The following is a 16,180-nucleotide window of genomic DNA, read 5'->3' on the forward strand; positions in this document are numbered from 1 at the left end:
ATTACACCATTTACACTGTCGCAAAACTTATGCCCGCGCGGCGAGTGCCAAGGCGACGCTCGCTTCGCCTCTCGAACCGCGATCGGCTCCGGATCGCTCGGGCGCGAAGGCCCGAGCGCGCGGCTCAGGCGGTGACGCCGGGCTGGATGCCGTTCAGCGCCATCATCTTCTGCCGCTCGGCTTCCTTGTTGATGTCGCGGTACCGCTCGTCGAGCTTCGCGATATCGAGCCTCAGGATGCGGCCGTACAGCGCGAAGGCGATGCCGACGATCGACGGGTGGCAGGCGGACTTCACCCGCTCATCGTAGTGGGGATACGCTGCCACGTGGAAGCTGCGCAGGTTGTAGAACGGGATCCCCGGGAACTTGTGGTGCTCGTTGTGATAAGTGACGTTGTTCCAGAGGAAATTCGTGACGTGCGCCCGCGTCCCGTAGGTGCGAGAGCTGTACGCGTCCTCCCCCGGCAGCATCTCGTAGTGCTCGATCATCGAGGTCGCGCTGGCGAGGATCGCGCCGAAGACGAACGGCAGGACGTAGAAGAAGAAGAACACCTGCCACGGCATGACCCAGAAGAAGAAGGCCATGAGGCCGTAGAAGCCGAGGAGCTCCAGGTTCATCCTGACGCGCTGGAGCGGCGACAGCCGCTTCACGTACCGCGCCATGCAGCCGAGGAAGTAGAGCGGGTAGGCGAACGTGTAGACCGCGAGGAGCAGGAGCTTCGCGAGGACGGGGTTCCGCGTGTAGTCCGTGACGACGAAGTTGTCGACGTCAGGGTACGTGTTCGCGATCTTGTGATGATGAAGGTGGTAGTTCGTGTAGAGCGTCACGCTCATCCCGGTCGGTGCCCAGCAGAGCAGGGCGATGAGGTACGAGACGGGCTTCGAGCGCGAGCAGCTGCCGTGGACGGCGTCGTGCGCGACCGCGCCGAGGCCACGGACGAGGTTGGCGATCACGAACGAGCACGCGATCCCGATCGGGATGGCGAGCGCGTGGTGCTGCGTCGCGTACAGCACCCACGTCAGCGCGGCCCAGATGCCGAAATGAAGCGGTATCTTGAGCAGGTAAATCGGGTTGCGCTTGTAGGCAGCCTGCAGCAGCTCCCGCGGTACCGTATCCATGCCGGCCATGCTGATCTCCGTGTTTCTCGCGCGTGCGCGGCCCGGAACTTCGCAAAAAAAGGGCGAGAAAACAAGAGCACGCCCGCTTTTTACCCCGGGACGCGAAGACTTTTACGCAGGGGCACGCAGGCGCCGTCGACGGGGCTTCGCGCCGCTTGAGGGGCCCGTCCACTGCCGCTAAGACGCGGCGATGGGGACTCGCATCGAAAAGGACAGCTTCGGGCCGATCGAGGTGCAAGCCGACCGCTACTGGGGGGCGCAGACGCAGCGCTCCCTCGAGAACTTCCGGATCGGCGGCGAGCGCTTCCCGCGGGAGATGATCGCCGCGCTCGCGACGGTCAAGAAGGCGGCCGCGCTCGTCAACCGCGACCTCGGGCTCCTGCCGGCCGACAGGTGCGGGCTCATCGCCGCGGCGGCCGACGAGGTGATCGAGGGGAAGCTCGACGACCATTTCCCGCTCGTCGTCTGGCAGACGGGGAGCGGCACCCAGACCAACATGAACGTGAACGAGGTCATCGGGAACCGCGCGATCGAGCTGGGCGGCGGCGTGATGGGCTCGAAGTCGCCCGTTCACCCGAACGACGACGTGAACCGGTCGCAGAGCTCGAACGACGTGTTCCCGACGGCCATGCACGTCGTCGCCGCGCTCCAGATCGAGCGCCGCCTGCTCCCGGAGGTCCGGCGGCTCCGCGACACCCTGGCCCAGAAGAGCGCGGCGTTCGCCGAGATCGTCAAGATCGGCCGCACGCACCTGCAGGACGCGACCCCGCTCACGCTCGGACAGGAGTTCTCCGGCTACGTGGCGCAGCTCGACGCCGGCATCGCCGCGATCGAGCGGGCGCTCCCGCCGCTCCACGAGCTCGCGCTCGGGGGCACGGCGGTCGGGACGGGGCTCAACGCCCACCCGGAGTTCCCGGCGCGGGTGGCGGCCAAGATCGCCGAGCTCACCGGGGCGCCCTTCGTCACCGCGCCGAACAAGTTCCAGGCGCTCGCGTCGCACGACGCCCTCGTCGCGGCGCACGGCGCCCTGAAGACGCTCGCCTGCAGCCTGAACAAGATCGCGAACGACGTCCGCTGGCTCGCGAGCGGGCCGCGCTGCGGGATCGGCGAGATCACGATCCCCGAGAACGAGCCGGGCAGCTCGATCATGCCGGGGAAGGTGAACCCCACCCAGGCCGAGGCGATGACGATGCTGTGCGCGCAGGTGCTCGGCAACGACGTCGCGGTCGGCGTCGGCGGGGCGAGCGGCAACTTCGAGCTCAACGTGTACAAGCCGCTCATCATCCACAACGTGCTGCAGTCGATCCGGCTGCTCGCCGACGGCAGCGCGTCGTTCGACGAGCACTGCGCGCGCGGCATCGAGCCGAACCGCGAGCGGATCGCGCGCAACGTCCGCGAGAGCCTGATGCTCGTGACCGCGCTGAACCCGCACGTGGGCTACGACAACGCCGCGAAGATCGCGAAGAAGGCGCACGCGGAAGGGAGCACCCTCCGCGAGGCGGCGCTCGCGCTCGGGCTCCTCGACGCGCGGACGTTCGACGAGGTCGTGAGGCCGGAGCGCATGATCGGCCCGTCGGCGGACAAGGGGTGATCGCGGCGCGGGATGACCGCGCTCCTCCGTGAGCCCGCGAGCCCGCGAGCCCGCGAGTTCTCGTGTGAGCGCGCGTGTTTTCGTGCGAGCGCGCGCGTTGACACCCTGTCGCGTCCTGGGATAGACGAACAGCGCCTGCCAGCGGCGCCGCTGCAGCTTCGCAGCGGCTCCCACCCTCGCCGCCGGCCGACAGGGGATGCCGATGACACCTTGCGCATGGATGCGTGGCAGCGCGGATCCTCGGTGGTCCAGGGTGCGGCGGCGCGCGGGCGTCCTCGTCTCGAGGGCCTGCGTCGCCGGAAGGTCCGTCGCCGCCGGAAAGGGCTGTGTCGCCGCCGTCGTCTTCGTGGCCGCGGCGGCGCTCTGGTGTTCGCCGGCGGGCGCTCAGCCCAGCCGGCCGCTGCCGGTGCAGCCTCCGGCCGCCGACCCGCTCCCGGTGCTCCCGTCCGCCGCGCCGGCGCTCCCGGACCCGCCGCCGCCCGCCGGCGCCGCTCCGGTCGCGCCGCCCGCCGCCCCGACACCTGCCGCGCCGCCTGCCGCCCCCGTGACACCGCCTGCCGCGGCCGCGGCCGCGCCGGGCGGTGCGGCCGCGCCGCCTTCCGGCGCCGTCTTGCCGCCTTCCGGCGCCGTCTTGCCGCCTTCCGGCGCCGCCTTGCCGCCGCCGGCCGACGCGGCGTTGCCGCCCGCCGGCGCGGCGGCCGCGCCCGCCGGCTCCGACGCCGCGCCCGCATCCGACGGCGCGGCCGGCCCGCCCTTCCAGCTCAGCCTCGGCCGGCTCTCGCTCTCGCCCCTCGTGCTCGTGCAGGCGCAGGCCGTGCCGTACGTCGGCGAGCACGCCTTCCTGCAGGCGGGCGACGTCGCCGAGGGGCAGGGGTTCCGCGTGCGGCGCGCCCGGGTCGGCTTCGCGGGGACGCTCGCCGGGTACGTGCCGTTCGCTGTCGCGGGCGAGCTCGCCGCGGGCGAAGGCGCCTCGCCGCGGCTCTCCGAGGCGTGGATCGGCTACGCCCACTTCCCGTTCGCGCACCTCTATTTCGGCGCGCACGACGTGCCGTTCAGCCGCTCGGCGATGACGGGCGCCGGCGAGGGCGCGCTCATCGAGCGGCCCTTCGCCGTGCGCGCCATGGCGCCCTTCCGCCAGGTCGGCCTCCACGTCGAGGGGCACTTCCGGGACAGGGCGTTCAGCTACTTCGCCGGCATGTTCAACGGCTTCCAGCGCTCGGATCAGTTCTTCACCGGCTACCTCGAGAACGCCGGGAGCTTCGGCAACCGCTTCGACCACATCGCCTACGTCGCGCGGCTCGCCACCGAGCCGCTCGGCCCCCTCCCGCGCTCGACGCAGGACCTCGCCGTCTCGCGCCCCCGCGTCGGCGCGGGCGCGAGCTATTTCTTCAGCGACGGCGGGACGCGCGACATCCACGGCATCGGCGCTGACGTCCTGGTCCACGCCGCGGGCGCGCACGCGCTCGCCGAGCTCCTCTGGAACCAGAGCGACCCCGAGAGCGCCCCGACGCAGCCGCTCGGCCAGCTCGGCCCGATCACGTCGCTCGGCCTCGTCGGCGAGGTGGGCTACTTCGTGAGGCGCATCAAGCTCGGCGTGAGCGCGCGGTTCGAGTGGCTCGATCCCAACCTCGATCTCTCCGACGAGACCGACAGCTGGGCCCTCACCGCCGGCGCGAGCTACCACTTCATCGACAACGTGCTCAAGGCGCAGGCCGACTTCACCCACCGGCAGGAGATCCACGGCGTCGCGCTCGACAACGACGCCGTGGCGCTGCAGCTCCAGCTCAACCTCTAGCGGCCCACCATGCGAACCCGCCGCTCCGCCCCCGCCTTGCTCGCGCCGCTCGGCGCCGTCGGCCTCGTTGCCCTGGCCGGCTGCGACGAGCCGAACCTGCTGCGCGCCAAGCCGATCGAGAACCGGTTCGAGCTGGTCGGCGGCCCTGTGGCGATGGCCGATGTCGGCGATTTCCTTCTGGAAAACGACCAGATCCGGGTCGCGATCCTCGGGCCGCGCCACTCGCCGGGGCCGGGCGTCTACGGCGGCTCGCTGGTCGACGCCGACCTGCGCCGCCCCGACCCGCGCTTCGCGAGCGCGTCGGGGCGCGATCGCTTCGCCGAGGCGTTCCCTGTCGCCAACCTGCTCGTGCCGGATCCGGGCGCCACCGAGGTCTTCGTGGCGCGCGACGGCTCCGACGGGCAGGAGGCGATCCTCCGGGTCGAGGGCGACGGCGGGTTCCTCTTCCACGCGCTCGGCGTGCTGAGGACCCAGGAGGACATCCTCGGCCTCCTGTTCGACGGCCTCAAGCCGGACCTGCGCTTCCGCACCGACTACATCCTTCGCCCGGGCGAGCGGTTCGTCACGATCCGCACGACGCTCCTCCTGCCGGACAGGGCGGTGGGGTGCCCGAGCGTCGGCTCCTGCGCGCTCGAGTGCGAGCACGGCCTCGCGGCGGGCGACGACGGCTGCCCCGCGTGCGCCTGCGGGGAGCCGCTCTCGCTCGACAACTACACGGGGCCCTCGGACATCTTCCGGGGCATCCTCGGCGACGACCGCACCAAGGGCCCCGAGCGGAAGGGCGGCATCGTCGCCGGCGATTTCGTCTTCTTCGGCAACCAGAACGACATCTTCGGCCCCGGCATCGGGTTCGACGAGGAGAAGGCGGTGTTCGACGCCCTCTTCTCCGGCCGGGACACGTTCCAGCGGCCGCTCAGCTTCGACTTCGTGGCCGCGGCGGGCGGCGACGTCAGCTACGGCTACTTCACGAAGGCGCGCCCGGGCGACCCGCCCTCCACGGTCAACGTCCCCGTCTTCACGAGCGCGGCCACCGCCTTCCTGAGCGCCGGCAGGAGCTGCCTCGCCGCGGGCGACGACGACGAGGCGTGCGACAGCAAGCGGTCGTTCACCTACGAGCGCTACTTCGCCGTGGGCGAGGGCGACATCGCGAGCGTCGCCGAGGTGGTCCACGGCGCCCGCGGCACGGAGACCGGCGCGCTCGAGGGCGTGGTCCGGTGGCGGTCGACCGGCGAGCCCGTGCCGAACGCGCGCGTCCACGTCTTCCGCGACCCCGATCCGGGCGCGCGCTTCGCGAGCGTCGACGAGCTTGTCGAGGCGAACCTCGCGCGCTCGGGCGACGTGGGGCTCCTCCTCGCCATCGACGCCGACCTCGGGCTCGATCCGGTGGAGGACGGCGATTTCCACGCGCGGCTCGTGCCCGGCGGCTACCTGCTCGTCGCGGAGAGCCCGGGGGGCACGGCGCTGTCCGCGCCGATCCGCGTCGCGCTCGGCGCCCGGGCCGCGGTCTCGGTCGCGGCGGACCTGCCGAGCCCTGCGCGCCTCGCGTACCGGGTCGTCGACGAGGGCGGCCGGCTCGCCCCCGCCAAGCTGACGTTCGTCGCGCTCGACGCCGCGGGGCAGCCGCGCGAGGGCGACGGAAAGCGGCGGGTCTACCTCGGCCACGGCCGCCTCGGCAGCGGCGTCCGGCAGATCGAGCGCTCGGCGACGGGCGAAGGCTCGGTCGAGCTCGAGCCTGGCCGCTACCGTGTCCTCGTCACGCGCGGGCCCGAGTTCGGTCGGTTCGAGGTCCCGGACCTCGAGGTGCGCGCCGGGGAGATGCGGCGGATCGAGGCGGTCGTGCCGCGCGAGGTCGACACGACGGGCTGGATGTCGATCGACATGCACCTGCACCAGCGCCCGAGCTTCGACAGCGGCATGCCGCTCGAGGAGCGGGTGACCTCGGCGGTCGTCGAGGGGCTGGAGATCGCGGTGGCGACCGATCACGACGTGCACACCGATCTCGAGCCTGCGGTGAAGCAGCTGGGGCTCGAGCCGTTCCTGAAGACGGCGATCGGCGCCGAGGTCTCGACGCTCGAGCTCGGGCATTTCATCGGCTTCCCGCTCGGTTACGACGAGCTCTCGGTGCCGGATCACGGCGTCTTCGACTGGGTTTGCCGCGCGGGCGGGGACGTGATGGACGGCATCCGCGGCACGGCGGCGGACGGGGAGGACGCGCTCATGATCGTCGCTCACCCGCGCGACGGGTTCATCGGGTACATCGACCAGCTCGGCGTCGACCCGTTCACGCTGGACCGGACGATCCCCACGCTCGAGGCGAGCAACCCGCTGTTCCAGGCGGGCAGCTGCGATTTCGACGCGATGGAGGTCTTCAACGCGAAGCGGTTCGATCTGCTCCGGACCCCCACGGTGCAGGAGGTGGTCGATTTCAACCGCTGCCTGTCCCGGATCGACGCTGCGGAGGACGAGGTGTCGCTCGGCGCGGCGTGCAGCGAGCTCCCTGCCGGCCTGCCGGCGTGCCGGCCTGGCGAGCGGTACGCGGTGTGCCAGCAGCGCGCCCGCTCGGCCCTCGCCTGGGCGGTCACGAAGCGGATCCTGACGAGGACGCCCGAGGAGCAGGAGGCGCTCTGGGGGTTCGACAGGACCGCGGCCGAGGGGGAGGCGCTCTGTCTTGTCGGCGAGGGCGGAGCGGTCCCGGAGGCGGACGCGGACCGGCCGTGCACCTTCCATGCGGGCCAGGTCGACGACCTGTTCCGCTACCTCGATCACGGCTTCTCCCCGACGCAGATCGCGAGCAGCGACAGCCACGGCGCCTCACCGGAGCCGGGCTTCCCGCGCACCTACTTCCGCTCGCCGACCGACCAGCCTGCGGCGATCGATCTCGGCGAGGTCACCGGGTCGCTGCGCGCGGGCAGCGCGTTCGCGACGTACGGTCCGTTCGTGCGCGCGGGCGTCGGCGGCGTGACGTTCGGCGGCGTGGCGCGGGTCGAGGGCGACACGGTGCCGCTCGACCTGCGAATCGAGACGGCGAGCTGGTTCGGCGTGGATCGCGTCGAGGTGTACGTGAGCGGCCAGCTGGTCCGGGTGCTCGAGCCGGACGCGGGCCCCTCGGCGATCGTGGACGTCGACGCGCGGATCGAGCTGCCGGCGCCGCCGTCGGACGGCTGGGTCGTGGTGGTGGCGATGGGGCTGCGCGACGAGAACCTCCTCACGCCGGTCGCGTTGCCTGTGTCGTTCGGCGAGCTCCAGCTGCCGCGGGTCGCGAGCCTTGCGTTCACGCAGGTCGAGGCGCTCTCCCGGTTCTTCACGGCCTCTCCGCCGGTCCCCGACTGGTACCCGGTGGCGCCCTATGCGGTGACGAACCCCATCTTCCTGGACCGCGACGGCAACGGCGTTTACGACGCCCCGCGCGGCCCGCCTCCGTTCTGCGCGAGGCCGTGCGACCCGGCGGTGCTCGACCCGTCGCAGTGCCCGCAAGGGCAGGAGTGCCTTCAGGACGAGGCGGTGTGCGGGATCTTCGTGCTGGGGCGCTGCGAGGACAAGCAGGCGTCGCCGTAGCGCCCGGCGGGTGGGCGCGCGGCCGCGCCGACCTCCGGGGCGGCGGCGATGGATGGCGGAGCGCGCCGCGGGTTCAATGGGCCGCTCCGGCGCGGGACGGCGCGAGCGCGTGGGCGACGGCGCTCTGCAGCGTCGAGTGGGCGACGATGCCGCGAAGGTCGATCCCTCCCTGCACGAGCGCGCGGGCGACCTCCGGCTGCATGCCGGTCAAGATCGCGCGCGCGCCGAGCAGCCGCAGCGCCGACGCGGTGCGGATCAGCGTGTCGGCGACCCCGGCGTCGACGTGCTTCAGGCCCGTGATGTCGATGATCACGACCGACGGGTTGTGGCGCTGGACGCCGACGAGGGTCGCCTCCAGCACCTGCGCGGCGCGCACCGCGTCCATCGTCCCGATGAGCGGCATGACCAGGACACGATCGGTGATCGGGATGATGGGCGTCGCCATCTCCGAGAGGCGCAGGCGCTGCACCTCGATGATCTCCTCCTGGAGAGCCGCCCGGCCCTGCTCGGCGCGCTCGCGTTCGCCGAGCTCCTCGAGCAGCCGTTCATTGGTCCGGTTCAGCTCTTCTGCCTTCTGCGACAGGCGTTCGTTGACCGAGCAGAGCTCTTCGGTGCGTCGCTGCACCTCGCTCTCGAGCCGGTCGTTCATGGCGCGATGCCCCTCGGAGACCTCCTGCAGGCGACCGTAGAGCAGCGCGTTCTCGAGCGCCGCTGCGACCTGCGCGCCCAGGAGGCGGAGGAGCTCGGCCTGCTCCGGGGTGAAGGCGCCGCTGGCGAGCGCGTTCTCGACGTACAGCACGCCCGTGAGCCGGTTCTGGTGGATGAGCGGAAGGCCCATCACCGACTTCGGCCGGCGCGCGGAGAGGTAAGGATCCGCCGCGAAGCGAGGGCTCGCCGCGGCGTCGTCCAGGATGACGAGCTCTCGCGTGCGGGCCACGTAGTGGACGATGCTGACCGGCAGATCCGAGGACTCCTCGAGCGGACGCCGGAGCTCCACCTCGATCGATTCAGGGTCGATCGTGATGGCCGCCTCGATGACCAGCCCTCCCTCGCGCGCGAGCACCAGGAAGCCGCGCTGGCCGCCGGCGCTCGAAAGAACGGCGCGCATCACGCGCTCGAGCGCCCTCCCGAGCACGAGCTCGCTGGAGATCGCGTGCGTCGCCTGCAGCACCGCCGCGACATCGACGAGCTTGTTGAGGAGCGGGTGGCTCACCGACACGGTGCTCGATCGAGAGAGGGTCTGATCGCGCTCCGCTGCGGGCGCTCGATCGACGGGAAGCGCGTCGAGCCCGTGCTGCCGGATCAGCGCCGCGGCCTTTCGTTCAGCCCCCCACTGCCGGTAGGCGTGCATCGCCGCGTTCAGGTAGAGCGTGGCGATGCGCCGCCGGCCCTTGCGAGCGTAGTACAGCCCGGCCAGCTCCGACGCGAGCGCTTCGTACTGTATGAACTCGCTCTGACGGGCGGCGTCGATGGCGTCGTCGTAGAGCTCCATCGCCTCCCCGTCGCGGCCGGAGGTGCGCGCCATCTCGCCGAGGACCAGGAGGTGTTTCGCGCGGAAGTTGTCAGGGCACTGGCTCGCCCAGAGCTCGAGCTTCTTGAGCGACGCGGAGAGCGCCTCGGCGTGCCGCTGCCGCTCGCCCTCGTCGTGCTCGCCGAGCGCGATCAGCGTGAGCGCGAAATAGAAGTGGTATGTCGCCTCGATCGGCATCGCCATGACGGCCCCGAGGACGGGACGCGCCGCCTCCGCCGCAGCGAGCGCCGCCTCGGGGCGGCCGTGGGAATAGAGCAGGATGAGCCGGATGATATGATAGAAGGCGATGCCGCACCCGAAGCTCGCCCGGGTGAGCGCGGCCAGGCACTCCTCCTCGGCGAAGCCCTCCTCGTTCAGCGAGGCGTCGGCCTCCGTGAGCCCCTTCAGGCTGCGCAGAAACTGCTGCTCCAGCCGGATGGTCTCGAGGACGGCGTGATTGCCTGTCTTGCGCGCGAACGACGCGAAGCGCTCGGCGACGCGGTGGACCTCCTCCAGCGGATCGCCCTTCTCGTAAACCTGCCAGACGGTCTCGAAGGCGAGGTAGCTCGCGTACACCAGGTCGCCGGCCTCGAGGCACGCGAGGAACGCCCTCTCCAGGATGGGCAGGTCGTCCCGGATAGGATGGACCCAGAAGTTGATGTGATCGCCGTGGAGGTGCAGCAGCGTCCCCCGCAGCGAGACGTCCCCGAGCTTCTCGTTCAGGCGAATCGACATCTCCGAGAAGCGGAATCCAGAGGGGATATCGCCGAACGCCGAGACCAGCATGAGCCCGTACACGCTGTAGGCGAAGCAGGACGCCTCGGTATTGCCGTGCCGCAGCGACAGGTTCAGCATCTTCAGCGCGATGAGCGGGAACACGCTTGGCCGCCCGATGTACGCGCAGGGCGCGCAGTCGGCGAGCAGGTGGATGACCGCGCGGATGTGCTCATCGGCGAGCAGCGGCGCGTGCAGGACGTCCTCGATGCTCCTTCCCGCCATGCTCTCGGGGATCTGCGCGATCTCGGCGGAGACCGCGGCGCCGATCTCCTCGCTCGTCTCAGGGATCTCGACGTCGAACAGGCGCAGCGCCTCCTGTCCCACAGCGACGCCCTCGTCGTAGCGGCCCGCGACCTGATAGAGCTTCATCCGCAGGCTCTGGACCCGCGCCCGATCGAGGTTTGACCGCGCCACATCGAGCAGGCGCTGGAACAGCGCCTCGGCCTCGGCGAAGCGGCCGCACAGGTACTCGCACTCGGCCGCCTCCAGCGTGAGCGCCCAGCGCAGCGCGTGGTCCCCCGAGGAGCCGTCGTCTCCGATCGCGCTCCGTCCGGCGCTGAAGTACTCCGCCGCGGCCCCGTAGGCAGTCGAGCTCTTGGCCTTCCTCCCGGCGCGCAGGTTCAGGCGCCCGAGCAGGCTTCGCTCGCCGGGATCGGCGATGAGGCGGGCTCCGTAGTTCAGGTGGTTCACGATGTCGAAGAGCTGCTCTTCCTGTGGCTCCCCGCGTTGACTGGCCAGCATCAGGCGGCCGACGCGCAGGTGGGCGGCGCGCTTGTGCTCGTCCGCGATGAGCGCGTAGGCCGCCTGCTGGACGCGATCGTGCAAGAACTGGTAGGAGACGGCGAACGACGCCTCGCTCGCGGGCTCGTCGTGGGATTGCTCTCCCGGCTGCACGAGCCGGTAGTCTGCGTCGATGGGGAGCAGGAGCCCTTCCTGCATGGCCCCCCACAGGTCCTGCGCCGACTGCGCGGCAGGCTGCTCGGAGATCGTCGCGAGCGTGCGCAGATCGAACCTGTGCCCGATGCACGCGGCGAGCTGCAGGGCGCGCTGGGTGGGCGGCGAGAGCCTCTGCAGCTTGGCGATCATGAACTCGACGACGTTGTCCGTCACGGCCCGCGACTCGATGGCCGCGAGGTTCCATGCCCATTGGCCGGTCTCCGGCTCGCAGCGGAGGAGCCCGTCGTCGCTCAACATCCGCAGGAACTGCCCGATGAAGAACGGGTTGCCCTGCGTCTTCCCGTGGATGAGCTCGGAGAGCTGCGCGACGTCCTGCGCCGTGCGACCCAGGGCGTCCGAGACGAGCGCGGTCACGTCCTCCGGCGAGAGCGGCGCGAGGGGGATGTCCGTCACGGCCGCGTTCGCGGCCCGGATGGCGTCGAGGGTGATGATGAGCGGGTGCGCCGGGCTCACCTCGTTGTCGCGGTACGCCCCGACGACCAGGAGATGGCCCGTGTCGGGGTCGGTGAGAAGGAGCCGCAGCAGCCTGAGCGACGCCGCATCCGCCCATTGCAGGTCGTCGAGGAGCAGGACCAGCGGGTGCGACGGGGCGGTGAACACGCCGAGAAAGCTCCGGAACACCATGTCGAAGCGGTTCTGCGACTCGGAGGGGCCGAGCGCCGCGACGGCGGGCACCTCGCCGAGGATGAGCGCGAGCTCGGGGATGAGATCGACCAGGACCCCGGCGTTCGCGCCGAGCGCCGCGCCGAGCTCTGCTCTCCAGCGGGACAGCACCTCGGTTCGCTCGGAGAGGAAGTGCTGCACGAGCCCCCTGAACGCCTGGACGACCGAGGCGCAGGGCACGCCGCGATTCAGCTGATCGAATTTCCCGTGGGCGAAGTGGCCCCCGACCCTGGCGATCGCCTTGTAGGTCTCGTGGACCAGCGCGCTCTTGCCGACGCCGGAGTAGCCGGAGACGAGCACGAGCTCCGCGGCGCCGGCTCGGGCCCGCTCGAAGGCGGAAAGGAGCCGGTCTCGCTCCACGTCCCGGCCGTAGATCTTCTGCGGAACGCGCAGATCGTAGCTGCGATCGCTCCGCCCGATGGGGAAGGGATGGACCCGGCCCGTCTGCTCGAGGGAGCGCAGGCACTCCGCGAGGTCCGCCTTGACGCCGTACGCACTCTGATAGCGGTCCTCGGGGGTCTTGGCGAGGAGCTTCATGACCACCTCGGACACCGGCTGGGGCACGTCCCCGCGACGCTCGTGCGGCGGGACGGGCGGCCGCGCGATGTGGCTGTAGATGACGTCGATCGGATCGGCGTCCGAGAACGGCAGCGCGCCGGTCAGCATTTCATACAAGGTGACACCGAACGAGTAGAGATCCGCGCGGTAGTCGATGCCCCTGTTCATGCGCCCGGTCTGCTCGGGCGATATGTACGCGAGCGTCCCTTGCAGGGTAGAGACCGAGGTCGACTCCTGGAATTCCTGCTGGAGCCGCGACGCGGCGCCGAAGTCGATGAGCGTGGCGCCGCGGAGGTCTGAGCTGATGATGATGTTTCTTGGATTGATGTCCTTGTGCGTGATGTGGCAGCGGTGCACCGCGCCGATGGCGTCGGCGATGGCGACCGAGAGCGCCAGCGCCGTGCGTAGATCCAGCCGGCGATCGTGGAGGATTGCCCGCAGGGTCGTGCCCTCGACCGCCTCGGTGATGAGGGCGAGCCCGCCGCGCGTCCTCTCGAGCGCGCACACCCGCACCACGGCATCTAGGTCCAGATCGCGCAGCAGATGGAACTCGTGCCGTAAAAGGGCGAGATCGCGGACGCTCGGGTGCTCGCCCTTCAGCGTCTTGATGACGACCGGCCGCTGATCCGCGGCGCGGTGGCCGCGGTAAACGAGGGTCTTGCTGCCTTCATGGATCAGCTGCTCGACGACATGTCCCGGCAAATCAAACGATGCTGTGGTCATGCGTATTTGTGCTCGCGCTCGTGATGGCCCTGTCCGCCGCTGGCGTTTTCTCAACTACAGACCGAGAGCATCAGTATAGGAGAGTCCTCTGCGGGTTTGCGCATAGAATGCAAATATCAGCGGAACGACGTGTGCTGCGTCACGCCCCCGCGTCGTGTCGCCCGTCGTTGAGCGTCATGCGGAGCGCTTGTCTAGAGTGCATCTCATTGCATCGTCAGCGCATCTCGCGCGCCGGGAAGGTCGAGCTCTGGCGCTCGGCTCACCCCTACGAGGTGTGGATCACCGCGATCGGTGGGCTGCGATCGTCCTCGCGTCCCGTGATCTCCCCTCGATGCGGCCGGATTTCTGACGCGCGGCGTTAGGGTGGCTGCACGACCGCGAGGAGCCCTCTCGGCTGCGACGCCAGATCGAGCGTCGGGTCGACGAGATCGCGGTAGGGCCCTCCGTTCAGCGACGCGACGACCTTGGCCGTGACGATCGGCCGCACCCCGAAGTCCTCCCGCCAGCGGTCGGCGACGTGGCGCGCGAAGTCGACGATCATGTCGGGCCGCGCGCTCATCTCCCCGAGCTGGCGGTCGGTGAGCCACGCCTCGAGGTCGAGCGACTCGCGCACGCCGGTCCTCGGATCCAGCACGCGGATGTCGAGCTCGCTCACGTTCTTGTCGCGCAGCTTCATCCGCCACGAGAAGCGGTGTCCGGCCTCGTTCCACGCGACGTCGCCCGGATAGACCCAGTGGCGGAGCGGCACCACGAGGTGGACCAGGAGATAGCCGTGGAGCAGCGCGAGCGGCAGGACGCGCCGTCGCCACGCCGCGGGCGAGGGGACCTCGGCGCCGCCGCCTGGGCGGTCCGCGCTCCCGAAGAGGAAGGGCAGCCGCCGCCTCGGCCACGAGGGATCGGCGAACAGCGCGAGCGAGGCGATCATCGCGTAGGGGAAGATCCCGATCTTGAACAGGAGGGCGTTGGAGAGGTTGAACGCCACGGCGAGCGCCGCGCCGAGCGGGAAGGTGCGTCGGGAAAAGAGCAGGAAGCCCATCGAGAGGTCGAGGAGCAGCCCTGCATAGGAGAGCGCGAGCCCCGCGGCCGGCGTGGCGAGGAGCGGCCCGACGAGGGGCGCGCCGCGGTGCTCGGCGAGCCACATCGTGAGCGGCTGTCCCTGCAGCCAGTCGCCGTTCAGCTTGGCGATGCCGCCGTAGAAGTAGACCATCGCGATCTGGGCCTTCAGGGCGAAGAGGTAGAGGCGCGGCACGGTCTCCGCCGGCGCTCTCTGCCCCTCGTCGGCCGGCGAGGCGCGCCGCGCGCGGAGGCGATCGAGCGAGAGGGCGCGGTGCGCGGGGGCGGCGGCGAGCAGCAGGCCGAGGAGGCAGAGGAGATAGAGGTGGTTGAGGTACTGTGCCTTGTCGAGGAGGAAGACATACGTGAGCGCGGCGCAAAGGAGCGCGGCGCTCACCCGGTAGAAGAGCCCGACGGCGCAGAGGAGCGCGAGCACGAAGAGGACGGCGAAGTGCCAGTACATCCCTGTCCCGCCCCAGGGGCGGATGAAGGGGACGAAGCTGAAGAAGAAGCCGGGCTCGATGTAATAGCGAGAGATCCGATCGTGGAGGACGTACCGGACGACCTCCCACGCGATCAGGGCGCCATAGCCGATGCGGAAGACGGCGAGCGAGGCGGCGTCGACCTCGGCGGTGAGGTGGGCCGCCCAGCGCCGCGCGAGGTCACTTCCAGTGCCCGTGTGCGTGCCCGTGCTTGTGCTTGTGCTTGTGCTTGCCGTGCACGTGGATGTGGACCGGTCGTCCGTCGTCGTCGTCGTCGTCGTCATCGTGGATCACCACCACGCCTGGAGTCGTCTTGACCTTCACGGCCACGTTCCACGTCGTCGCCACGATCACGCTCACGGCCGGCGCGCTCGGGCCGACCACGACGTGCACGCCGGGGCGATAGCCGACGAGCACCACGTCGGCGTGCGTCGGGTGCGCCACGACGACGGTGAGCTTCACGGGGTTCACCCTGGCCGCGACCGTGCCGACGCAGTAGAGGCCGCCGGGGCCGGGGGTCAGCAGGACGACCTCGGAGCCCGACCCCACGAAGCCGAGCTTGATCTTGCGGTCGCCGACGGGGATCGGCTTGAGGTTCGCGTCGAGGACATACACCCTCACCTGGCCTGAGGCCTTGTCCGCGACCACCTCGACGGTGTCGTCGCCGACCACCTGGATGATCCCGCCGTTCGGGCCCGTCTTGCCCGGCGGGATGGGCCGCTTTTCGGCCTTCCGCGCGCCCTCGACGAGGACCTTCGTGCCTCCTACGGGCACGTGGAGCGTGCCATTCCACGGCTGTCCGGCGACGACGACGTTGTACTTCACCTCGGTGAGATCGGCCTCGAGCTTGGGCCCGGCCGCGATGAGGAGCCCTGTCTTCGCGTCGAGCGCGAGCGGGACCTGCGCGTCGCCGTTCGGCCCTTTCCAGGTGAGCGTGCCGCTCACCTCCTTGTCGATGGGCTTGCCGTCAGGCGCCCTCACGATCGCCCTCACGGTGCCGTCGGGCGCGATCTCCCATCCGACCGAGCCGCCGTCGTGCTCCTCGGTCAACGGCTCTTCGAGGGCCACCGGGACGGCCTCGATCGACTCCTCGGTCACGGTGGCCTCGGCGGTGCTCTTGCACCCTGCCGCGAGGGAGCTGCCGGCGATCAGGGCGGTCAGGGCGACTACGGAAAAGACGCTCTTGGCGTGCATCAAAGCCTCCAAACAGAGGAGGGTATCGCAAGGGCTCCGCTGCGTCTGTACGAACCCTCTCGCTCGGCGGCGATGAGGGTCATGGGCGACGACATTGGACGCGCGGTGACCACGTCTCCCGTGATCCTCGCTCGTGCAGCCCTCCGCGATGAGATTGTGAGCGTCGAAGGGCCTTTGGCAGAGCGCCTCATGGGGTGACGAGCGC

At 70.5% G+C, this 16,180-nt stretch carries 7 protein-coding genes; 3 read left to right on the plus strand and 4 right to left on the minus strand.

What is annotated here, in order from left to right; translation table 11 throughout:
• Positions 1 to 124: 124 nt before the first annotated feature.
• Positions 125 to 1,117, minus strand: coding sequence for a fatty acid desaturase family protein (locus WMF36_RS46595; protein ID WP_437577326.1), 993 nt, complete (start codon positions 1,115 to 1,117; stop codon positions 125 to 127).
• Between the two features lie 190 nt (positions 1,118 to 1,307).
• Between WMF36_RS46595 and fumC the strand changes: the two genes are divergently transcribed.
• From fumC to WMF36_RS46610, 3 genes are all read left to right on the plus strand, one after another.
• Positions 1,308 to 2,708, plus strand: coding sequence for a class II fumarate hydratase (fumC, locus tag WMF36_RS46600; protein ID WP_437577327.1), 1,401 nt, complete (start codon positions 1,308 to 1,310; stop codon positions 2,706 to 2,708).
• 202 nt (positions 2,709 to 2,910) lie between these two features.
• Positions 2,911 to 4,503: a porin gene (locus WMF36_RS46605; protein WP_437577328.1), complete on the plus strand. Its 1,593-nt coding sequence runs from the start codon at positions 2,911 to 2,913 to the stop codon at positions 4,501 to 4,503.
• 9 nt (positions 4,504 to 4,512) lie between these two features.
• Positions 4,513 to 8,058, plus strand: a complete 3,546-nt coding sequence (locus WMF36_RS46610) for a PHP domain-containing protein (RefSeq protein WP_437577329.1) — start codon at positions 4,513 to 4,515, stop codon at positions 8,056 to 8,058.
• A gap of 73 nt (positions 8,059 to 8,131) precedes the next feature.
• Here the strand turns inward: WMF36_RS46610 and WMF36_RS46615 are convergent, their stop codons facing one another.
• From WMF36_RS46615 to WMF36_RS46625, 3 genes are all read right to left on the minus strand, one after another.
• Positions 8,132 to 13,246, minus strand: coding sequence for an AAA family ATPase (locus WMF36_RS46615; RefSeq protein ID WP_437577330.1), 5,115 nt, complete (start codon positions 13,244 to 13,246; stop codon positions 8,132 to 8,134).
• A 358-nt stretch (positions 13,247 to 13,604) separates the two neighbouring features.
• Positions 13,605 to 15,065 carry an HTTM domain-containing protein gene (locus WMF36_RS46620; RefSeq protein WP_437577331.1) on the minus strand — a complete coding sequence of 487 codons (1,461 nt, stop codon included), beginning with the start codon at positions 15,063 to 15,065 and terminating at the stop codon, positions 13,605 to 13,607.
• Positions 14,962 to 15,975 (minus strand): hypothetical protein, encoded by a 1,014-nt coding sequence (locus WMF36_RS46625; protein ID WP_437577332.1) that lies wholly within the window; start codon positions 15,973 to 15,975, stop codon positions 14,962 to 14,964. Before WMF36_RS46625 ends, WMF36_RS46620 begins: the two co-directional genes overlap by 104 nt.
• Positions 15,976 to 16,180: the final 205 nt, after the last annotated feature.

Origin of the sequence: Sorangium sp. So ce887 (genome assembly GCF_051521455.1) — a bacterium.
Taxonomy (GTDB): Bacteria; Myxococcota_A; Polyangia; order Polyangiales; family Polyangiaceae; genus Sorangium.

Bases quoted from the DNA above. Each gene is read 5' to 3' on its own strand.
- WMF36_RS46620 (WP_437577331.1), bottom strand. From the start codon at position 15,065: ATGACGACGACGACGACGACGACGGACGACCGGTCCACATCCACGTGC.
- WMF36_RS46625 (WP_437577332.1), bottom strand. From the start codon at position 15,975: ATGCACGCCAAGAGCGTCTTTTCCGTAGTCGCCCTGACCGCCCTGATC.
- WMF36_RS46610 (WP_437577329.1), top strand. From the start codon at position 4,513: ATGCGAACCCGCCGCTCCGCCCCCGCCTTGCTCGCGCCGCTCGGCGCC.
- fumC (WP_437577327.1), top strand. From the start codon at position 1,308: ATGGGGACTCGCATCGAAAAGGACAGCTTCGGGCCGATCGAGGTGCAA.
- WMF36_RS46615 (WP_437577330.1), bottom strand. From the start codon at position 13,246: ATGACCACAGCATCGTTTGATTTGCCGGGACATGTCGTCGAGCAGCTG.
- WMF36_RS46595 (WP_437577326.1), bottom strand. From the start codon at position 1,117: ATGGATACGGTACCGCGGGAGCTGCTGCAGGCTGCCTACAAGCGCAAC.
- WMF36_RS46605 (WP_437577328.1), top strand. From the start codon at position 2,911: ATGACACCTTGCGCATGGATGCGTGGCAGCGCGGATCCTCGGTGGTCC.